The 17981-nt window shown below is 65.7% G+C and carries 22 protein-coding genes; 6 read left to right on the top strand and 16 right to left on the bottom strand.

From position 1 onward, the window contains the following. Positions 1–26 precede the first annotated feature (26 nt). Entirely contained in the window at positions 27–1832 is a 1806-nt protein-coding gene (locus ARADN35_RS0112820; RefSeq protein WP_010462717.1) for a glycoside hydrolase family 15 protein, read from the bottom strand. Next, the gene (gene otsB / locus ARADN35_RS0112815; protein ID WP_010462716.1) at positions 1829–2581 is read right to left on the bottom strand and encodes a trehalose-phosphatase; all 753 of its coding nucleotides are present in this window, start codon (positions 2579–2581) and stop codon (positions 1829–1831) included. The genes ARADN35_RS0112820 and otsB overlap by 4 nt, the downstream gene beginning before the upstream one ends. A 203-nt stretch (positions 2582–2784) precedes the next feature. Here otsB and trxC point away from each other — a divergent pair, with 203 nt between their 5' ends. Then, entirely contained in the window at positions 2785–3222 is a 438-nt protein-coding gene (gene trxC, locus ARADN35_RS0112810; protein WP_010462715.1) for a thioredoxin TrxC, read from the top strand. A gap of 10 nt (positions 3223–3232) precedes the next feature. On the opposite strand, the gene ARADN35_RS0112805 is transcribed toward trxC, so the two are convergent. The 4 genes from ARADN35_RS0112805 to ARADN35_RS0112790 are packed head-to-tail and all read right to left on the bottom strand — an operon-like array spanning position 3233 to position 5648. Continuing rightward, entirely contained in the window at positions 3233–3715 is a 483-nt protein-coding gene (locus ARADN35_RS0112805; RefSeq protein WP_010462713.1) for a DoxX family protein, read from the bottom strand. After that, on the bottom strand, positions 3712–4506 hold the full coding sequence (locus ARADN35_RS0112800; RefSeq protein WP_010462711.1) for an HvfC/BufC N-terminal domain-containing protein: 795 nt from the start codon (positions 4504–4506) through the stop codon (positions 3712–3714). The genes ARADN35_RS0112805 and ARADN35_RS0112800 overlap by 4 nt, the downstream gene beginning before the upstream one ends. Beyond that, the gene (gene bufB / locus ARADN35_RS0112795; protein ID WP_010462710.1) at positions 4497–5348 is read right to left on the bottom strand and encodes an MNIO family bufferin maturase; all 852 of its coding nucleotides are present in this window, start codon (positions 5346–5348) and stop codon (positions 4497–4499) included. Before bufB ends, ARADN35_RS0112800 begins: the two co-directional genes overlap by 10 nt. A 12-nt stretch (positions 5349–5360) precedes the next feature. Next, positions 5361–5648 (bottom strand): BufA1 family periplasmic bufferin-type metallophore, encoded by a 288-nt coding sequence (locus ARADN35_RS0112790; RefSeq protein ID WP_010462708.1) that lies wholly within the window; start codon positions 5646–5648, stop codon positions 5361–5363. Between the two features lie 213 nt (positions 5649–5861). Between ARADN35_RS0112790 and ARADN35_RS0112785 the strand changes: the two genes are divergently transcribed. Together ARADN35_RS0112785 and ARADN35_RS0112780 are read left to right on the top strand one after the other, a co-directional pair. Then, complete coding sequence (locus ARADN35_RS0112785) at positions 5862–6491, top strand: sigma-70 family RNA polymerase sigma factor (RefSeq protein ID WP_010462707.1); 630 nt, start codon at positions 5862–5864, stop codon at positions 6489–6491. Between the two features lies 1 nt (position 6492). Further along, entirely contained in the window at positions 6493–7134 is a 642-nt protein-coding gene (locus tag ARADN35_RS0112780; RefSeq protein WP_010462705.1) for an NrsF family protein, read from the top strand. Positions 7135–7168: 34 nt separating this feature from the next. Here the strand turns inward: ARADN35_RS0112780 and ARADN35_RS0112775 are convergent, their stop codons facing one another. Together ARADN35_RS0112775 and ARADN35_RS0112770 are read right to left on the bottom strand one after the other, a co-directional pair. Next, a complete protein-coding gene (locus tag ARADN35_RS0112775; RefSeq protein ID WP_010462703.1) occupies positions 7169–7660 on the bottom strand; it encodes a GNAT family N-acetyltransferase in 492 nt (163 codons plus the stop codon). Between the two features lie 111 nt (positions 7661–7771). Then, positions 7772–9022: a multifunctional CCA addition/repair protein gene (locus ARADN35_RS0112770; protein WP_010462701.1), complete on the bottom strand. Its 1251-nt coding sequence runs from the start codon at positions 9020–9022 to the stop codon at positions 7772–7774. Positions 9023–9067: 45 nt separating this feature from the next. Here ARADN35_RS0112770 and ARADN35_RS0112765 point away from each other — a divergent pair, with 45 nt between their 5' ends. Then, the gene (locus ARADN35_RS0112765; protein ID WP_010462699.1) at positions 9068–9523 is read left to right on the top strand and encodes a hypothetical protein; all 456 of its coding nucleotides are present in this window, start codon (positions 9068–9070) and stop codon (positions 9521–9523) included. Between the two features lie 24 nt (positions 9524–9547). Here ARADN35_RS0112765 and ARADN35_RS0112760 read toward each other — a convergent pair whose 3' ends face one another. From ARADN35_RS0112760 to ARADN35_RS0112750, 3 genes are all read right to left on the bottom strand, one after another. Then, a complete protein-coding gene (locus tag ARADN35_RS0112760; RefSeq protein ID WP_010462698.1) occupies positions 9548–9856 on the bottom strand; it encodes an NIPSNAP family protein in 309 nt (102 codons plus the stop codon). Positions 9857–9864: 8 nt separating this feature from the next. Further along, positions 9865–10557 carry a glutathione S-transferase family protein gene (locus tag ARADN35_RS0112755; protein ID WP_010462697.1) on the bottom strand — a complete coding sequence of 231 codons (693 nt, stop codon included), beginning with the start codon at positions 10555–10557 and terminating at the stop codon, positions 9865–9867. Positions 10558–10688: 131 nt separating this feature from the next. Then, the gene (locus tag ARADN35_RS0112750) at positions 10689–11261 is read right to left on the bottom strand and encodes a 5-formyltetrahydrofolate cyclo-ligase (protein WP_010462696.1); all 573 of its coding nucleotides are present in this window, start codon (positions 11259–11261) and stop codon (positions 10689–10691) included. A 14-nt stretch (positions 11262–11275) separates the two neighbouring features. On the opposite strand from ARADN35_RS0112750, the gene ARADN35_RS0112745 reads away from it, so the two are divergent. Beyond that, positions 11276–13261, top strand: coding sequence for a lytic transglycosylase domain-containing protein (locus ARADN35_RS0112745; protein WP_010462695.1), 1986 nt, complete (start codon positions 11276–11278; stop codon positions 13259–13261). Between the two features lie 225 nt (positions 13262–13486). Next, positions 13487–13693 carry a hypothetical protein gene (locus ARADN35_RS26305; protein ID WP_010462694.1) on the top strand — a complete coding sequence of 69 codons (207 nt, stop codon included), beginning with the start codon at positions 13487–13489 and terminating at the stop codon, positions 13691–13693. Between the two features lie 189 nt (positions 13694–13882). On the opposite strand, the gene ARADN35_RS27940 is transcribed toward ARADN35_RS26305, so the two are convergent. From ARADN35_RS27940 to ARADN35_RS0112715, 5 genes are all read right to left on the bottom strand, one after another. Continuing rightward, positions 13883–14317: a hypothetical protein gene (locus ARADN35_RS27940; RefSeq protein WP_139019195.1), complete on the bottom strand. Its 435-nt coding sequence runs from the start codon at positions 14315–14317 to the stop codon at positions 13883–13885. A gap of 147 nt (positions 14318–14464) precedes the next feature. Next, positions 14465–15397 carry an MBL fold metallo-hydrolase gene (locus tag ARADN35_RS0112730; RefSeq protein ID WP_010462692.1) on the bottom strand — a complete coding sequence of 311 codons (933 nt, stop codon included), beginning with the start codon at positions 15395–15397 and terminating at the stop codon, positions 14465–14467. 148 nt (positions 15398–15545) lie between these two features. Continuing rightward, entirely contained in the window at positions 15546–15935 is a 390-nt protein-coding gene (gene rbsD, locus ARADN35_RS0112725; protein ID WP_010462690.1) for a D-ribose pyranase, read from the bottom strand. After that, positions 15932–16897, bottom strand: coding sequence for a ribokinase (gene rbsK, locus ARADN35_RS0112720; protein WP_010462688.1), 966 nt, complete (start codon positions 16895–16897; stop codon positions 15932–15934). Before rbsK ends, rbsD begins: the two co-directional genes overlap by 4 nt. Continuing rightward, positions 16894–17943 (bottom strand): LacI family DNA-binding transcriptional regulator, encoded by a 1050-nt coding sequence (locus ARADN35_RS0112715; RefSeq protein WP_010462686.1) that lies wholly within the window; start codon positions 17941–17943, stop codon positions 16894–16896. Before ARADN35_RS0112715 ends, rbsK begins: the two co-directional genes overlap by 4 nt. Positions 17944–17981: the final 38 nt, after the last annotated feature.

The raw sequence follows: 17981 nt of genomic DNA, 5'->3' as shown, positions 1-17981 counted from the left end.
GCCCCAGGCCGTTGTCGGACAGGGCCTCAAATCACGCTGTCCCAGGGGGCTGACAGGCGCACGGCAGCGTTGATCACGCCCACCATCGAATAGGTCTGCGGGAAGTTGCCCCACATCTCGCGCGTTTCGGGGTGCGTGTCTTCGGACAGCAGGCCCAGCGGGTTGCGGGCGGCCAGCATGGTCTCGAAGATGGCGCGCGCCTCGGCCTTGCGGCCAATGCGCGCCAGGGCATCGATGCGCCAGAAGGTGCAGATGTTGAAGGCTGTTTCGGGCTTGCCGAAGTCGTCGGCCGCCTCGTAGCGGCGCATGTAGGGGCCGTCGCACAGACTCTTTTCCATGGCCTCCACGGTGCTCACGAAGCGTGGGTCCTTGGGGTCGATCAGGCCCACCTCGGCCATCAGCAGCACGCTGGCATCCAGCTCATGGCCGCCAAAACTCTCGGCAAACGCCTGGCGTTCTTCGCACCACGATTTGTCCAGGATCTCGGCGCGCATGCGGTCGGCATGTTGCTGCCAGTGGCTGGCGCGGTCGGCCAGCTGCAGGGTGGCGGCGATCTTGGCCAGCCGGTCGCAGGCGGCCCAGCTCATCAGGGCGGACGACGTGTGCACCCGGGCACGTGTGCGCAGCTCCCACATGCCTGCATCGGGCTGGCCGTAGACACGCACCGCGTTCTCGCCCACCTGTTCCAGCCGCGTGAATTCGGCCAGGCCCGCGCGGTGCAGCAAGCGGTGGTCGTGAAAGGCCTGGGCCGCGCCCAGCACGATGTTGCCGTACACGTCATGCTGGAAATGCTCTGCCGCCTGGTTGCCCACGCGCACGGGGCCCATGCCCCGGTAGCCCGCCAGCTGGGGCACAAGGCTCTCGGGAAGTTCTTGCTCCAGGCCAATGCCGTACAGCGGCTGGATGTGGCCATCGCCGCCTTCGACCACCACGTTGCTGAGCCAGCGCAGGTAGTCCTCCATGGTGCCCACTTCGGAGATGCTGTTGAGCGCGCGCACCACGAAGAACGCGTCGCGCAGCCAGCAGTAGCGGTAGTCCCAGTTGCGGCCGCTGTGGGCGGACTCGGGGATGCTGGTGGTCATGGCGGCCACGATGGCACCGGTGTCCTCGTACAGTGAGAGCTTGAGCGTGATGGCCGCACGGATGACGGCTTCTTGCCACTCCAGCGGCACGGCCAGGGCGCGGGTCCAGCTGCGCCAGTAGGCCGTGGTCTCCTGCTCGAACAGGCGCGCGGTGTCGGCAATGCCCTCCACCAGCGTTTCGTCGGCCCCCAGCAGAAAGTTGTGTTCGCGCGTGAGTACAAACGCCTGGCCTGACAACACGTGCGAGACCGGTGCATCGGTGGACAGGCGCAGCGTCATGCCCTCGCCCACATAGCGGATGTGATTGCTGCCGCGCGTGATTTCGGGCGTGGTCTGGCCCCAGTCGTAGCGCACCTTGAGCGCCACGCGGATGCGCGGCGCGCCCTGGATGGGGCGCACCCGGCGTACCAGCGTCATGGGCCGGAAGTAGCGCGAGCGGCTGTAAAAGCGCGGCGCAAAGTCGGTGATCTCCACCCCATGGCCTGCCTTGTCAAACAGCTGCGTGCGCAGGATGGCGGTATTGGGCTCATACCACTGGTGGGCCGAGGCGAGGTCTTCGAGTTCGATCGCGAAGTGGCTGCCTTCGTCGCCGGGCTGCAGCAGGGCGTTGAACACCGGGTCTCCATCAAAACGCGGCAGGCAGCACCACACCATGCGGGCGTGGTTGTCGATCAGTGCGCTGATGGCGCAATTGCCGATCATCCCCAGGTTGAGCGATCCCGCTTGGGGGTCGTTGGCGGCTGTGTTCATGGTTCGCGCTCCGGGTTCAGGTGGTTCCAATGGGTTCGCGTGGCCGACAGCCAGCCACGCAATGCGGCGGGTGTCATGCAGCGGTGTTGTGCCATGGTCGGCCCTTCGCCCACCTTGATGCCCCAGCCGCCCAGCGCCTGCACGGCGGCAAAGCCAGCTTCGTCGGTGACGTCATCGCCCACGAAGACTGGCATACGTCCTGCAAAGGGTGCCTGGGTCATGAAATCAGCAATGGCCTGGCCCTTGTCGACGCCACGGGGCTTCACTTCAAAGACGCATTTGCCATGCAACAGTTCCACGCCCTCCACATGGCGCATGGCGCGTACCAGGGTGTCGTGGCACAACGCGGCCAGTTGGGGGGCCTGGCGGTAGTGCAGGGCCACGCTGACGCGCTTGGGCTCCACCAGCAGCCCGGGGTTGCGCGCTGCAAGGTCGTACGCAGCCCGAAGAACGGGCTCTAGATCCGGCGGTAGAACGGCCGGAAGCGAAGTGTCGGCCAGGCGGTATTGGGCACCATGCTCACTCGCCAGCGGCAGGCGCAGCGGGGCCAGGAATCCGTCGATGTCGGCTTCGGGCCGCCCGGTCACGATGGCCAGCGCACCCCCCAGGTGGGTGTACAGCGATAGCAGCGTTGGGACCAGCCCGGAGGCGACGCGCACCGCCTCGGGGCGTGGTGCCAGCTCGGTGAGCGTGCCATCGAAGTCCAGAAAAAGCGCATGGGCAGTTGTCAGTAGGGGGAGCAGCTGCATGGGTCAAACCTTAGCAGACGCCGTGAAACGGACCGGGGGTAAAGGGTGATTCAGCGTTGGTAAACGCGCGCAAGGTGTGCGACCCATTGCAACATCGGGCCGCCATTGCCATTGGTCTGGCAGGACCACCCTTGAAACGCAAAGCTTCTGCCGCAATGTGTAAAAACCCCGCTCTTGCTCTTGCTTGAACCTGATCTCACCCCATGACCGAAGCCCTGCACATCGTCTGCCCGCACTGCCACACCACCAATCGCGTGCAAAGCGCCGATCTGGCCCATGCACCCGATTGCGGAAAGTGCCACCAGGGGCTTTTTGTGGGCGCCCCGCTAGAACTGGATGGGGCGAGTTTTGACAAACATGTGGGGCGCAGCCACATTCCGGTGCTGGTGGATTTCTGGGCGCCCTGGTGTGGGCCGTGCCGCCAGATGGCGCCCGCCTTTGCCCAGGCGGCCCGTGAGCTGGAGCCGCGTGTGCGCCTGGCCAAGCTCAATACCGAAGAACACCAGGCCATCGCGGCGCGTTATGCCATCCGCAGCATTCCGACCATGGTCCTTTTTCAGCAGGGGCGTGAGGTGGCGCGTATCTCGGGCGCGCTGGGTGCTGCGGACATCGTGCGCTGGGTGCAGACAGCCGCGGGCTGATGCAAGGGTTTCAGCGAATTCCCAGCACGCGGTCCAGCGACACATTGCCCGCACCGCGCCCTGCCAGGTACAGCATCAGCCCCGCCCACGACAGGTGCGTGGGCCAGGCATCCGGATACACAAAAACCTGAATGACCAGTGTCATGCCCAACAAGGCCACAGCCGACAGGCGCGTGAACAGGCCCAGCACGAGCAGGATGGGAAACACATGTTCGGCCACGGTGGCCATCTGCGCCGCCAGTTCAGGCGGCAACAAGGGCAGTTTGTATTCTTCGCGGAACAGCGCGTAGGCGCTGTCGGAGATCGTGAACCGGCCATCGACCTTGGTGCGGGCAGACAGCCAGAAGATGCCCGCGATGGCCACGCGGTTGACCAGGGCCAGCAGGCTGTGGGGGGTGAGCCAGGCAGCGGCATCGGCCAGGCGGGCCAGCAGAACGCGGGGGCCTTTGGTGGGTGCTGTGGGGAAGTGGGGGGATTGGGTGTGGGTGGTCATGGGGCCTCCTCAGCCTGTGGATGTGAATGTGGATGTGAATGGGGTGGGACCAGGGCCCCCGCGTCCAGCAGGGTGCCCATGAGCGCGGCAAAGTCAGTGGCGGGATCGGTGTCTAAGGCGCGGGTGGCGGCGGCCTCCAGAGTCTGGCCTTCTGCGCACGCGTCCAAAAAAACAACCCCTGCACGCGAAAGCGGGCGCCAGGTCACTTCCGCGTGTGTCCGGGTGAGCAGGCCTCCATCACCCGCCCAGGCCAGCGATTCGGGCAGGGCCAAACCTTCACGGTGGCTCTGCCACAGGCGATAAGCCGGATGCCCATTGCACCAGGTCCAGTGCGCAGCGGGGTGGGGATGCAGTTGCAAGGCGGGCAGCGTTTCTGGCGCTTGCCGGGCCCACCAGGCTCGGTCCACGGCGGTAGCGTCGGCTGCCAGATGGCACTCGGTCCAGCCGCGGTCCAGGCGCGCTATGGCGGGCAGGTAGGGCAACCCGGCCGCAGGTTCAAACCCGGCCAGAAAGTCGCCAAACCCAGCGCCGTAGTCCACCAGCAGTCCGTCACAAGGCGGTTGCTGGCGCGCATACACCGCTGCGGCGGCGCGGAACCAGCCTTCGCCCACCAGCTGGCATACCGTGGGGTAGCTGGCCTGCAGGGCATCGACACAGCCCTTGAGCACGGTGTTGCGGTACACGGCAAAGCCGGGCTGGGCCTCCAGGGCCACTAGCCACGCAGTGGTTGGGGCATGGCCCGCGCCGAGCAGAGCGGCCGAGAAACCATCCTGAAAGTCGGTCAGCTGCATGCGGCCTCCTCGGTGTGCGCAGCCATGAGTACATGGTGAGCCTGGTCACGCTCGCCCAGCAGTTCACAGAAGTCGGGCAGGTTGTCATCACGCTCGATAAGGGTGGGGATGGGACCTGCGCGCTCGATCACGCGTTGGTACAGCGCCCACACGGCGGGCGCCACCGGGGCGTCGTGGCTGTCGATGAGCAAGGCGTTGCCATGCACCGGGTCGGCATGGTGGCCCGCCAGGTGGATCTCGGCCACGGCGTGCAGGGGAAACGCATCCAGGTACGCCTGCGCGCAAAAGCCCAGGTTGTTCGCGCTGATATGGACGTTGTTCACGTCCAGCAGCAGCGCACAACCGGTGCGCCGCACCAATTCGGCCAGAAAGTCGGTCTCGGCCCATGCGTGGCCATCGATGTGCAGATAGTGCGTGGGGTTCTCGATGGCGATGGGCCGTTGCAGCACATCCTGTGTGCGGGCGATGTTGCTTGCAATGCGGTGTAGCGCCGCGTGCGTGCGGGGAAACGGCAGCAGGTCGGGCAGATACTGCCCGCGCCAGGTGGACCACGCCAGGTGCTCCGAGACGATCACAGGCTCCACGCGCCGCGCCAGTGCCGCCAGGCGGCCCAGGTGCGCCGCATCGGGCGGTGCATCGGCCGCAAGGGACAGGGACACGCCGTGCAGCGCCATGGGGTGGCGTGCGCGGATCGCATCCAGATACGCCAGGCGCGGGCCGCCATCGGCCAGGTAGTTCTCGGGGTGCACCTCCCACCACAGGCCGGGGGCGGTGCACTGCAGCGCCTCGCCGTAGTGCTGGGGCTTGAGGCCCAGACCAGTGGTGAGGGGGCGCGGAGTCATGGCATCAGCCTCTTAGGCCTTGGCGGGTGCCAGCGAACCCATGCCCTTGGGCGTCTTGATCGACGCGCAGGTGCCTGCGGGCACGAACTTCCAGGCGTTGCCCTGGTAGTCCATCTTGGAGGTGCCGGCGCAGGTGGTGCCGGGGCCTGCTGCGCAGTCGTTCTTGCCAGCCATCGAGACGCCGTAGCACTTCTCCATGGCGGGCTTGGCGCCTTCCATGGGGGCGGTCTGGGCCATGGCGGCGCCAGAAGTCAGGGCAATGAGGGCGAGTGCGCCGAGGCTGAGGGTGCGAGTGGTCATGGTACGGTTCTCCAAGGGTTGGGTAGTGGTTGAATCCGACCGGGTTGCGACACAGAGGTCGCGTTGAATGGCCCGATCTGCGTTGTAATTCGCGCTGTGCAGCAGGCGGGTTACAGCGCTGCGCAAAAAAATCGTGGCGGCATGGCGTAAATATTTTTTCTGTTGCCTGTAACCCATTGGCCTCGAAGTACGAATTCCTTGCAGGGAGACACCATGGAGATAGTGGAAGAGCGCCTGCGCGGTTTGCTGCTGCAAGGGCTGGACGCCGACGCAGCCGCCTACCAGCGCTTTTTGAAAGAGCTGAGCGCACACCTGCGTGCGTTTTTGCGCCGCCGCCTGATGCAGCGGCCCGACGAGGTGGAGGACCTGGTACAGGAGACGCTGCTGGCGGTGCACAACCAGCGCCACACTTATCGGCCCGAGATGCCGGTGACGGCCTGGGCGCATGCGATTGCGCGCTACAAGCTCATCGATTGGCTGCGCTCGCACGCCGTGAAGGAAGGGCGCAACGACCCGCTGGACGATGCCGACGAGTTGTTTGCCAGCAGCGACAGCGAGGCCGCCGAAGCCCGGCGCGACCTGGGGCAGTTGTTGCGCACCTTGCCCGACAAGCAGCGCCTGCCGATCGAGTGCGTGAAGCTGGAAGGTTTGTCGGTGGTCGAGACGGCGCGCCTCACGGGGCTGTCGGAGTCGGCCGTCAAAGTCGGCGTGCACCGGGGGCTAAAGGCCCTGGCCGCCAAGATCAGGGACATGACTTACGCGCAACAGGGGTCAGGGAAGCCGCCGGGTACAGAAGGCCGGTCGTTGTTGCATTCTGATGTGCGTAAGTCCCAGGGGAAATAGCATGAAAACCGATGAATTGATCCACCTGCTCGCCGCCGATGACCGGCCGGTGCAGCACAACGCAATAGAGCAACGGTTTGCCGTGGCCGCCGCAGTGGGCATTGCCGGTGCCGGGGTGCTGATGCTGGCCCTGTTCGGCCTGCGCCCCGACCTGCTGGCGACCATGGCGCTGCCCATGTTCTGGGGCAAGCTGGTGTTTGCCGCTGCACTGGCCGCAGCCGGGCTGGCGCTGCTGCGCCGCATGGCCCGCCCCGGCATGGCGGTGGGGCCTGCGGCGCTGCTGCTGGCAGTGCCGCCGCTGGTGTTGTGGGCCATGGCATTGTGGGCGTTGTCGCAGGTGACTGCGGTAGAGCGTGTGCCGCTGATCCTGGGCAGCACCTGGCGCACCTGTCCGTTCAATATCGCGGCGCTGTCGGTGCCTGCGTTGGTGGCGGGTTTCTGGGCCCTGAAGGGGGCTGCGCCTACGCGCCTGGCCTGGGCGGGTGCGGGGGCCGGGTTGCTGGCGGGTGCGTTGGGCGCTTTGGTGTATGCCCTGCATTGCCCCGAGATGGCCACGCCGTTCCTGGCGGTCTGGTACCTGGCGGGCATGGCCATCCCGACGGCGCTGGGGGCCGTGCTGGGGCCGCGCCTGCTGCGCTGGTAATTGCTATCTGGGCAGCGGCGCGGTGGCGGTCAGGTCAGGCCGCTACCCGCTTGTTGTAGGCGCGAAAGACGGTGTCCAGCGTCCAGCCCAGCGATTCGTAGAGCGACTGCGCCGTGGTGTTGGTGTGTGCCGTGGTCAGATCCATGCGCACCTTGCCGTGCGCGCGGGCCGTGGCTTCGGCGGCCATCAGCAAGCTGCGCCCGGCGCCGGTCTTGCGTGCTGCGGGGGCCACGAACAGGTCGTACAGCGTGTAGATGGGCGCTGCCTCCACCGAGCAGAAGGTTGGGTAAAGCTGGCAAAAACCTATCGCTGCTCCCGATGCATCCAGTGCCAGCAGCACCACGGACTCCCCGCGCTCCAGCCGCTGTGCGATGAATGTCCGGGCTCCAGCGAGGTCTGGCGCCTGCTCGTAGAACTGCCGGTAGGCATCAAACAGCGGCGCGATGGTGTCGGCGTCGGCCGGGGCGGCGGGGCGGATGTGCACTGCGGTCATGAAGGCGTTGGAATGGCTGTAGGGCGCGAGCATGCGCCAGGAACTTGCAAAGGTGCACCCCGGGGCGGGGCGCAAGCGGACGCGGATTGTAGGAAGTTTTGCCCTCGTTTTTGAGGGGTGTGCCTTGTTTTCCGCGGCCCTGGGTCAGGTGGTGTTGTTGTTGCCTGTCCACTGCGCCACCGCTTCCACCCGGGCCTGGTGGATCAGCGTGCCCACCTGCGGCCCGCTCACACCCTTGGCCGCTGCCCGCGCTGCAATGTCGCGCGTGACCACGGACTGCACCACCGCCAGCACGGCGGCCAGCCGTTGGCGCTGTGGGTAGGCCGACTCTTCAAATCCCAGCCGCCCGCGCGCGTCGCATTCGCATGCCAACAGGATGTCGGCAAAACGCTCGGGCTTGCGAATGGCATCGCAGCGCTCCAGCAGCCGCACCAGGGCGGCGGCCGACAGTTCGTGGCTGCGGTGGATGTGGCCGTGTTCACGGGCCACCACATCGGCTGTCTCACGGCAGTCCACCGGCACGCGCAGGCGCTCGGCCATGTCCTTCAGCAGCTCGGCACTGCGCTCCTCGTGCCCGATGTGGCGTGGCAGCACGTCGGCGGCCGTGGTGCCCTTGCCCAGGTCGTGCGCCAGACAGGCAAACCGCACAGTGAGTGGCGCCTGCAGCCGCGCGGCCATGTCCAGCACCATCATCAGGTGCACGCCCGTGTCCACCTCGGGGTGGTACTCCGCCCGCTGGGGCACGCCCCACAGGCGCGCCACCTCGGGCAGCAGCACCTGCAGCGCGCCGCACTCGCGCAGCACCTCGAACATGCGCGAGGGCTTTTCTTCCATCAGCCCGCGCGCCAGCTCCTGCCACACGCGCTCGGCCACCAGATGGTCCGCCTCGCCGTGCTGCACCATCTCGCGCATCAGCTGCATCGTCTCGGGCGCCACCGTGAAGTCGGTGAATCGCGCCGCAAACCGCGCCACACGCAGGATGCGCACCGGGTCTTCGCGGAAGGCGTCGGTCACATGCCGCAGCACCCGCGCCTCGATGTCTTTGGCACCAAAATAGGGGTCAAAAATGTCTCCAGCGCTTATCCCATAAGCGCTGGTAGCTATTGCGTTGATAGTAAGGTCGCGGCGCGAAAGGTCTTCTTCCAGCGTCACATCGGGCGAGCTTTCCACCACAAAGCCCCGGTAGCCGCGCCCGCTCTTGCGCTCGGTGCGGGCCAGTGCGTACTCCTCGCGCGTGTCGGGGTGCAAAAAGACGGGGAAGTCGCGCCCCACGGGCAGATAGCCCAGTTCCAGCATCTGCTCGGGCGTCGCGCCCACGACCACCCAGTCGTGGTCGTTCACGGGCCGGCCCAGCAGCTTGTCGCGGACGGCGCCGCCCACCATGTAGATTTGCATCGGTGTAGTTTAGGCCGGGCCCCCGGCCGTATATTCCAGCCCACCATGTCCCTCTCGTCCGACCTCACCATCGCCCAGCTCAACCCCGACGGCAGCGTGCCCGTGCCCACGGCGCCCGACGCAGCCGCCAACGCTGCAGCGGAAGCCCTGCAGCGCGAGGCGCAGTTCGAAGCTTTGAAAGCCAAGGTGGACGACCTGCAGGAGATCCTGGCCAAGCCGCTGAACGAAATCCTGGCCGATCGCGACAAGTTCAAGGAAGCGATGGCCGCGTGGGATGCCTTTGGCGCCATGTGGATGCTGTCGCAGCGCGCCATGAAGCGCGTGGCGCTGGACCTGGCCGCGCAGCAGGGGGTGAGCGAGGAAGAGGTGGTGGCGCGTGCGCTGGCCTATGCCAACCAGGTGCTCAACGCAGAAGAGGAAGACCTGGGCGGCACCGTGGCCCCCGCCCAGTTGGCGCACATCGCGCGGCACAAGCCGTTTTTGCGCAAGCAGTTTCGGTAGCGTGGCCGGGCTGCCCGTGCCCCTTCAGCCAAACACCGGCCTGAAAAAACTCCGCTCGTAGCTCGCGATGCACCCCGTCTCCTCGGCATAGCGGAACGCCGCCTGGCATTCCGCATCCTGCATCGACTGCTGGCGGTACACCTCGTAGGCCGCCAGGCTGTCAAAGGTGAACAATGCCAGTGCGATGTTGTTCGCGCCCTCGCTGGGCATGAAATAGCCGTGGTGTTTACCGCCGAACTTCTCGACCAGCGGTATCCACAGTTTTCCGTAGTGCTCAAACTCCTTGAGCTTGCTGGTGTTGAGCACGTAGCGCAGGTAGATGGTGACGGCCATGGTGGTGCTCAGCCTTCTTTATGGCACAGGCGATAGGGTTCTTCGAAGTCCAGAAAGTCCTTCTCGGCCAGGGCCTCGTCGATCCAGGCGGTCACGCCGGGCAGGGCGCGCACGCGCTGCACATAGGCGGCGATGTGGGGTGGCACGGGCAGGGCGTAGGTGTGCAGGCGCATGCACACGGGGGCAAAGTAGGCGTCGGCCACTGTGAACTCGCCAAACAGCATGGGGCCGCCGTGTTCTTGCAGCAGCGCGCTCCACATGTCCACCAGGCGTTGCACGTCGGCGCGCACGCCGGCCTGATCGCGCCAGATCAGGGCGCCGGTGTCGGCCAGGTTGGCCTCGATGTTCATGGGGCAGTTGCTGCGCAGGGCGGTGAAGCCGCTGTGCATTTCGGCGCAAATGCTGCGGGCGCGCGCACGGGCCTTGGCGTCCGTGGGCCAGAGCTTTTTGTCAGGGTGGGTTTCAGCCACGTATTCGGCAATCGCCAGCGTGTCCCACACCACCAGGTCGCCATCTGCCAGCACGGGCACCTTGCCCGTGGGGTTCACGGCGCCAATCGCGCGCTTGAACTCTGAATCGGCGTCAAAGCTGTCAAAGCGCACGCGCACTTCTTCAAACACGATGCCCGCCTGTTTGAGCAGCACCCAGGGGCGCATGGACCAGGAGGAGTAGTTCTTGTTGCCGATATAGAGCTTGAGCATGGGGCACCTGCCGATGGAAAACAGAGAAAAGAAAGTCAGCCCGCCATGCTAGCGGCAGTGGCGCGCGCCAGCGATGCGAAAACACGGCCTGAATGATGCGTGGCACGCATCACGGGCAATGGCGCAGCGGTTCAGACCGGCCAGACCACCCCGTTGTCGTTCAGGATGGCATCGAGCGGCAGGTCGAACTCTTCGGGCTCGAAGTCGTCCAGGTAGCCATTGGTGAAGCCCAGGCCCACCGTGAACGGCTTGGGCTGCAGGGTGGCCAGCGTGCGGTCGTAAAAGCCGCCGCCATAGCCCAGCCGATAGCCCCCGGGGGCGTAGCCCACGCAGGGCACGAACAGCAGGGTGGGTACGATGACCTCGGTGTCCTTGGGCTTGGGGATGCCGTAGGCGTCTTCCTCCATGGGGCAGCCGGGGTACCAGGCGTGGAAGGTGAGGGTTTTGTGCAGCTTGTTCACCACCGGCAGCCCGATGCGGCGCAGTTGGGGTTCGTCCAGCAACTCGCCATCTTCCTTCCAGCGGTGCAGCGCGGGCAGGGGGTCAAATTCGCCCTTGATGGGCCAATAGGCTCCAATGACCGTATCCGGCCGGTTCACCAGCCAGATGCGCATCACCTGTTGTAACAGGTCGGCCCGCTGTAGGCGGTCGGGCAGATTGAGGCGTTCTTCTATCAACGCGCGCCGAAGGGCTGCTTTGTCCATCAGATAATTCCCCCATGCAATTTCTCAGAGCGATTCTGACACCCCTTGTCGCCGCCACCGTGCTGGCAGCCACCGCGCCCCTTGTCATGGCGCAAAACCGTGGGGACGATACCCTGCTGGAGATGCAGCAGGCCTTCCGCAAAGGCGACCGTAGCAAGCTCGCGCAGCTGCTGCCCACTGCGCGTGGTCATGCGCTGGAGCCCTGGGCCGCTTACTGGGAGCTGCGGGTGCGCCTGGGCGAGGCGTCACCACAGGAGATCCAGTCTTTCCTGCAGCGCTACGCCGGCAGCTACCAGGAAGACCGCCTGCGCAATGACTGGCTCTTGTTACTGGGCCAGCGCCGCGACTGGAGCCAGTTCGCCGAGCAGCACCCCAGCTACCGCATGTCGGACGACCGCGAGGTGCGCTGCTACGCGCTGCTGATCGACCAGATCAAGGGCACCGCCAGCCCCACCGTGGCCGAGGATGTGCGCAGCAACTGGTACGCCCAGCGCGACGGCGACGACGGCTGCACCCACGCCGCACGCGAGCTGCATGGCTACAAGAAACTCTCAGCCCTGGACGTGTGGCGCAAGGCCCGCCTGGGGGTCGAGGCCAATCGCCCCCGCGTGGTGCGCGCGGCGGTCGAGATCGTCTCGCCCGAATCGTTGCCGCAGGTCAAGGACGTGCTGGATGCGCCGAGCAAATACCTGCTGTCGCGCGCCACGGCCGCCGGCAAGGCCAAGCAGGAACTGGTGCTGCTGGCCCTGTTGAAACTGGCCACCGGCGACCCGGACGGCGCGGCCTACCAGCTCGACAGCAAGTGGAGCGTGCACCTCTCGGCCGAGGAGCGCAATTGGGCCTGGGCCGTGATCGGCAAAACCGCTGCGCAAAAGCTGGCCAGCAACGCCCACAGTTACTTTGCCAATGTGACCAAGGACAGCGACCTCAACGACGACCTGCTGGGCTGGAAGGTGCGCGCCGCCCTGCGCGCCGGCCAGTGGAAGGCCGTCGGAAAGGCTGTGGACGCCATGGGGCCCGAAGCCCGCCAGGACAGCACCTGGGTGTACTGGAAGGCACGCTCGCTGCTCGCAGGCCGCGTGACCGACGCCGAACGCGCCGAAGCCCGCCAGCTGCTCGAAGGCATCGCCAGCACGCGCGGCTTCTACGAGCAACTGGCCCTGGAAGAGCTCGGCCAGCGCATCACCACGCCACCCGCGCCCGCCCCCCTCACCGCCGAAGAAAAGGCCGCCGCCCGCGCCAACCCGGGCCTGAACCGCGCGCTGTATGCCATCCTGCTGGGCCTGCGCAGCGAAGGCGTGCGCGAGTGGAACTACACCACCAACCTGCACCAAAGCGGCGGCATGCCCGACCGTGAACTGCTGGCCGCCGCCGACTTCGCCTGCCAGCGCGAGGTGTGGGACCGCTGCATCAACACCAGCGAACGCACCAAGAGCGTGGTGGATACCACCCAGCGTTTCCCCACGCCGTTTCGCAGCGCGGTGGTGGAGCGCGCCAACGGCATCGGCCTCGACCCGGCGTATGTCTACGGCCTCATTCGCCAGGAAAGCCGCTTCATCATGGACGCACGCTCCCACGTGGGCGCCTCGGGCCTGATGCAGGTCATGCCCGCGACCGCGCGCTGGACGGCCAAGAAGATCGGTTTGAACAACTTCACCGCCGACCAGATCAACGACCGCGACACCAACATCACCATCGGCACGGCCTACCTCAAGCTCGCGCTGGATGATTTTGCGGGCTCCATGCCCATGGCCGCTGCCGCCTACAACGCCGGCCCCGGCCGCCCGCGCAGCTGGCGCAACGGCCCAGTGCTCGACGCCGCCATCTGGGCCGAAAACGTGCCCTTTGCCGAAACGCGCGACTACGTGAAGAAAGTACTGGCCAACACCACCAACTACGCCGCCATGCTCACCGGCCAGCCCCAGTCGCTCAAGAGCCGCCTGGGCACCATCGGCCCGCGCGACGCGGCGGCGCCTGAGGTGAACAAGGATCTGCCCTGAACCGCCGACCGGCCCAGGGCAGTGAGGCGATTGCTATAGATATTAGAGCTATTGGCGCTTTTTAGATAAGCGCTAGAGGCCAATTTGATTTAAAAATTGGAGAGGCTTGAGATGAAGAGACTGTGCGGGGCCACTACGGCGGCTTTGGGGACGTTGTGGTTCCGTGTCGCCGTCCAGGCGCAGCCCGTCTACAGATGAGACGGCACCAAGAAGATTTCCAAGGACGTGCAGGAATTTGGCGAGGGACTGCAGAAATCGCTGGGCAAGGTCAATGACAAGCAAGTGGGCCTCAACTGCGCCACTGTCGTGGACAACATCCACTATCAGGCAGACCTGATGCTGGAAGTTGGGCAAAAGAACCAGCGCGACGGCTACACGATGCAGGCCGTCTTCGGCCGCACCGCCTCAATCCGCGAGGACAAGGGCAAATAGGCGTCTCCGACTAACAGGGCGGAGTAGCTGCCAAGAAAGTCCAGCAGTTACAACCAATAATAGGGTGCGACAAGCAATTCAAGCATTGACGGTCGCACCCGCCAATTTCGCGAGATGCAAATTGCGTAGATCGCGCACTTCGGAAGTGACTGTTCAATGAGAACTCTTAGGAGAGGTTCAGGCATTGAGTCACGGCCCTATATCGAGCCCCCTTTTTGAAATGCGTTCTTTGAGGTGGCTACGACGGGCCATGAATATGAAGCCGATTAGCAGTATTAAACAGAAAGCAGATGAGGCCGCGCTACGAAGATTTGGCTCGATACCCCGAGATACATCGAAGACGATGCCGTGCAAAAGAAACCATGCGGCAATATTTGCCAAGACGAGCCAATCGGCTGCTTGGGTTTTTCGACGGGCGGCGACAATTGCTGATAAACCAATGGAAAGAATTCCAAAACCAAAAACTACGTCAGTATAATTAATTGGCAAATCGTATATCGCAGGCTCCACCAAGAATATATAAATGGCAAATAGACCGACGATGGAGATGATAGAAAAGAAGGTGAAGGAAATTACTGCATTAAAAAAATGCAAAAATTTTCTAAACCTTTGAGACTTGTCCATAAATGCCTGACCGATCGCATGCGGCGCTTCTGTGCCGCGTATTGAACCCGTTTGTCTGGATGCAAAGGACTGATCCAGGCGCGGGCCATTATCGTAGCAGCAACAGTTAGGGTCGAAACGGCCTGAGCTCTCGCCGCTGCCGCAAGATCACACGTTGTGCAGCACGTCTTCTCGCCGCACCGCCGCCCCTGACCGCACCAGGTCATCCGCCAGGCTCTGCAGCCACGCATCCTCCGCCTGATCCCCAAAGTGCGTCTCGTGCAGCATTCCGAAATACGGCGTGGCCTGGGCCCAGGCGGTGAGGTCGGACATGCTGATGTGCTGCCATTCGAGCAGCTTGTACTTGAGCAACACCTTCCCCGCATAGAGCGCGTGTTTCTGCGGGTTGCGCACAAAGCCGTCCAGCCTGCGGCGGGCTCCCTCAATGGCGCGGAGGGCGTCGGCAAACACCGGTCCGTGGCCCGGGATGACGACCTTGGGCGCCAGTGACTCGATCACGTCCAGCGTGGCTGACACCTCGGCGAAGGCGCTGTCGCCTTCCAGCTCGGGAAACACCACACCAAAGCCGTTTTCCCACAGCGCATCGGCCGAGATCAGCACACGGCCCTGGGGCTCGAACAACACCACCGAATGCGGATCGTGCCCCGGTGCGGCATGCACCTGCCAGGGCTTGTCGCCCAGCAGCACGCAGGAGTCGGGCATGAGCAGCGTATCGGCCCGAAAGGGCGGGCATTCCTGTCCTGTGGGGGTGTAGCTCAGTGCGTAGGCATCCCACTGGCGCACATGGTCGGCCTGGCCGGGTGGAATAGCCGTGAGCACGCCGGGCCAGGCCTTTTGCAGCGCCGCATTGCCGCCGCAATGGTCGCTGTGCAGGTGGGTGTTGAGCACGCGGTCCAGCGGGCGGCCGTGCAGCGTGCCGCGCACCAGCTCCACGGTCTGCTCGGCATGGCTGCAGTAGCCGGTGTCCACCAGCGCGGTGTCGTGGTGGCCTATGAAAAGGATGTTGTTGGCAGACAGCCAGCCGCGTTCCAGGACGGTGATTTCAGGAGGCAGGAGATCGTGGGGCGCGATGGTGGGCATGGGTGCAGGAATTCGGGGCGTCGGTGGCGGGCATCATCCGTGCCGCGCCGTGGGCTGCGGTCCAGCGTACCGCAGGTAGTGCCTGCCCGAAGTCCTCCAAAACCCGCAAACGAAGGTGCAGCCATGGCTTCGCAAGCCCCAACCTGTATCAGAACGTCACACCCGCCACCAGGATGACGTTGGCATACGGCGTGCACTCGCCGGTACGCACCATTGCGCGGGCCTGCTGGGTGAGGCGCTTGAACTCCTCGTGCGATACGGCCTGGGGCTCCACCGGCAAATGGCACCAGGCGGGCAGCTGCCCTTCGTTGCGCTCCACGGCTTCGGTGGCGATCAGCGCTTTTTCAACCTGCATTTCTTCCAGCACCACCCGAAGCACGTCGGCCACGGCCGGGATGCCCGGGGTGAGGGCCAGGTCGATGCGGCGCGGGCCGGGCGGAATGGGCAGGCCCACGTCGCCGATCACCAGCATGTCGCCATGGCCCAGGCTGGCGATGGCGTGGGAGAGTTCGGCGTGCAGCAAGGCGGTGCGTTTCACAGGGGGCTCCAGGCGGGTGGTTGGGGGCTGTGCGCGACGGCTGCGCGGGTGGGAATGGAGGGCTGGGCGCCGGGTTGCGTGACGCACAGCGCGGACGCGCGGATGCCATCGCGAACGGCGGCATCAAGCGGCTCGCCGCGTGCCAGCGCCACAGCCAGCGCGCCCAGGAAGGTGTCGCCTGCGGCAGTGGTGTCCACGGCCTGCACGACGAGGCCGGGGTGGTAGCGGCAGCCAGTGGCATCCGCCGCCACGGCGCCGGCGGCGCCCAGGGTCACCACCACCTGGGCGGGGCCCTTGGAGCGCAGGGCTTGTGCGACCTGCGCGGCGTCTGCGGGGGTGGCGACGCTCTGGCCTGCCAATGCTGCGGCCTCCACTTCGTTGACGATCAAGACATTGACCAGCGGCCACAGCGCATCGGGCAGGGGCTGGATGGGCGAAGGGTTGAGCAGCACCGGGCAGCCGGCGGTATGGGCAACCTTGGCTGCGCCCAGCACCTGCGGCATCGGAGTTTCGAGCTGCAACACCAAACCGCCTGCGTCTTGCACGGCGGCGGTCAGCGCATTGGCATCCAGCACAAACCTGCCATTGGCGCCGGGCACCACCACGATGCGGTTTTGCCCCGTGGTTTCCACGGTGATGGCGGCCACACCGGTGGTGACTTCGGTATCGGTCTGCACGCCACGGTGGTCAATGCCATCGGCGTCAAGCCCGGCGCGCAGCGTGTGGCCGTAGCCATCGTCGCCCACGCGGCCGAACAGAAACACCTGGGCGCCCTGGCGGGCGCAGGCAACGGCCTGGTTGCCGCCTTTGCCGCCAGGCACCAGGAGCAGGGCATCGGCCAGCACGGTCTCGCCGGGGCCGGGGGCATGTTGCACTTGCAGCACCAGGTCCATGTTCAGGCTGCCGACCACGGCGATGCGGGGGGTCTGGAGGTTGGCGGTCACAGCAGTCACGGCGGTCATGCAGGCCTCCCTCCACGGCGGGCGTCGGGGGCGACCATGGTGGCGGGGGCCGTGGAAGAGCGCACGCGCAGCTCGGGCTGCAGCATCACCTTGCGCGCGTCCTGGCGCTTCCCGTCGATGCGCTCCAGCAGCATGTCCACCGCCAGCGCGCCGATGCGCTGCTTGGGCTGGGCCACGGTGGTCAGCGGCGGGCTGGTGAAGGCGGTCAGTTCAATGTCGTCAAAGCCCACGATGGACAACGCCTCGGGCACGCGCAGCTCGCGTTCGTGCGCCGCGCACAGTGCGCCCATGGCCATGAGGTCGTTACACACGAAGACGGCGGTGGGCGGCTCGGGGGCGCGCAGCACGGCGTGCATGGCCTCGTAGCCGCCCTGGCTGGTGAAGTTGCCGTGCCACAGCAGGCCGTCACCCGTGCCGCAGCCGGCGTCGGCCAGCGCGGCACGCCAGCCGGCGATGCGCTGCTCGCTGGGCGCAATGCCCTCGGGCCCGCCGATGCACGCGATGCGCCGGTGGCCCAGCGACAGCAGGTGGCGCGTGGCCAGCAGGCCGCCTTGCATGTGGGCGGTCTCCACCAGGTCGCAGGGCTGCTGCTCGGCCAGCTCGATCTCGCGGTCCACCAGCACGGTGGGGATGGACAGGCCCGCCAGTTGTGTGGGCAGTGTGGCGTCGTGCCCGGTGGAGACGACGATCAGCCCGTCGATGCGCCGCTCGGCCAGCACCTGCAGATACGTGCCCTGACGGTGCGCCTCGTCGTTGGTGTTGCACAGAATGAGGTTGTAGCCCGCGCCAAAGCAGCGGTCTTCCACGCTGTGCACGATCTCGGCAAAGTAGGGATTGGAGCTGTTGGGGATCAGCATGCCCAGCGTGCGCGTGTTGTTGCTCTTCAGGCTGCGCGCAATGGCGCTGGGCACATAGCCCAGCGCGCGGATGGCTTTCTCGACCCGCTCGCGTCCCTCGGGACTCACGTGGCGTGTGCCGTTGACCACGTGCGACACCGTGGTGACCGATACATCGGCGTGGCGTGCAACGTCCTTGATAGTAGCCATGCGAAAAGTGAGAAGTCGTTGGGTTGGAGTGGTGTCAG

The sequence above is a fragment of the Acidovorax radicis N35 genome (assembly GCF_000204195.1).
Classification (GTDB): Bacteria; Pseudomonadota; Gammaproteobacteria; order Burkholderiales; family Burkholderiaceae_C; genus Acidovorax; species Acidovorax radicis.
The sequence above is the reverse complement of the archived record's forward strand: the minus strand, read 5'-3'. Positions and strand labels throughout refer to the sequence as shown.

Excerpts from the sequence above, each read along its gene's own strand:
- rbsK (WP_010462688.1), bottom strand. The coding sequence starts at position 16,897 with ATGACCGCCGTGACTGCTGTGACCGCCAACCTCCAGACCCCCCGCATC.
- ARADN35_RS0112750 (WP_010462696.1), bottom strand. The coding sequence starts at position 11,261 with ATGGACAAAGCAGCCCTTCGGCGCGCGTTGATAGAAGAACGCCTCAAT.
- ARADN35_RS0112745 (WP_010462695.1), top strand. The coding sequence starts at position 11,276 with ATGCAATTTCTCAGAGCGATTCTGACACCCCTTGTCGCCGCCACCGTG.
- ARADN35_RS0112760 (WP_010462698.1), bottom strand. The coding sequence starts at position 9,856 with ATGGCCGTCACCATCTACCTGCGCTACGTGCTCAACACCAGCAAGCTC.
- ARADN35_RS0112770 (WP_010462701.1), bottom strand. The coding sequence starts at position 9,022 with ATGCAAATCTACATGGTGGGCGGCGCCGTCCGCGACAAGCTGCTGGGC.
- ARADN35_RS0112755 (WP_010462697.1), bottom strand. The coding sequence starts at position 10,557 with ATGCTCAAGCTCTATATCGGCAACAAGAACTACTCCTCCTGGTCCATG.
- trxC (WP_010462715.1), top strand. The coding sequence starts at position 2,785 with ATGACCGAAGCCCTGCACATCGTCTGCCCGCACTGCCACACCACCAAT.
- bufB (WP_010462710.1), bottom strand. The coding sequence starts at position 5,348 with ATGACTCCGCGCCCCCTCACCACTGGTCTGGGCCTCAAGCCCCAGCAC.
- ARADN35_RS0112790 (WP_010462708.1), bottom strand. The coding sequence starts at position 5,648 with ATGACCACTCGCACCCTCAGCCTCGGCGCACTCGCCCTCATTGCCCTG.
- ARADN35_RS0112780 (WP_010462705.1), top strand. The coding sequence starts at position 6,493 with ATGAAAACCGATGAATTGATCCACCTGCTCGCCGCCGATGACCGGCCG.
- ARADN35_RS0112775 (WP_010462703.1), bottom strand. The coding sequence starts at position 7,660 with ATGCTCGCGCCCTACAGCCATTCCAACGCCTTCATGACCGCAGTGCAC.
- ARADN35_RS0112820 (WP_010462717.1), bottom strand. The coding sequence starts at position 1,832 with ATGAACACAGCCGCCAACGACCCCCAAGCGGGATCGCTCAACCTGGGG.
- ARADN35_RS0112800 (WP_010462711.1), bottom strand. The coding sequence starts at position 4,506 with ATGCAGCTGACCGACTTTCAGGATGGTTTCTCGGCCGCTCTGCTCGGC.
- ARADN35_RS0112730 (WP_010462692.1), bottom strand. The coding sequence starts at position 15,397 with ATGCCCACCATCGCGCCCCACGATCTCCTGCCTCCTGAAATCACCGTC.
- ARADN35_RS0112765 (WP_010462699.1), top strand. The coding sequence starts at position 9,068 with ATGTCCCTCTCGTCCGACCTCACCATCGCCCAGCTCAACCCCGACGGC.
- otsB (WP_010462716.1), bottom strand. The coding sequence starts at position 2,581 with ATGCAGCTGCTCCCCCTACTGACAACTGCCCATGCGCTTTTTCTGGAC.
- ARADN35_RS0112785 (WP_010462707.1), top strand. The coding sequence starts at position 5,862 with ATGGAGATAGTGGAAGAGCGCCTGCGCGGTTTGCTGCTGCAAGGGCTG.
- ARADN35_RS0112715 (WP_010462686.1), bottom strand. The coding sequence starts at position 17,943 with ATGGCTACTATCAAGGACGTTGCACGCCACGCCGATGTATCGGTCACC.
- ARADN35_RS27940 (WP_139019195.1), bottom strand. The coding sequence starts at position 14,317 with ATGGACAAGTCTCAAAGGTTTAGAAAATTTTTGCATTTTTTTAATGCA.
- ARADN35_RS0112805 (WP_010462713.1), bottom strand. The coding sequence starts at position 3,715 with ATGACCACCCACACCCAATCCCCCCACTTCCCCACAGCACCCACCAAA.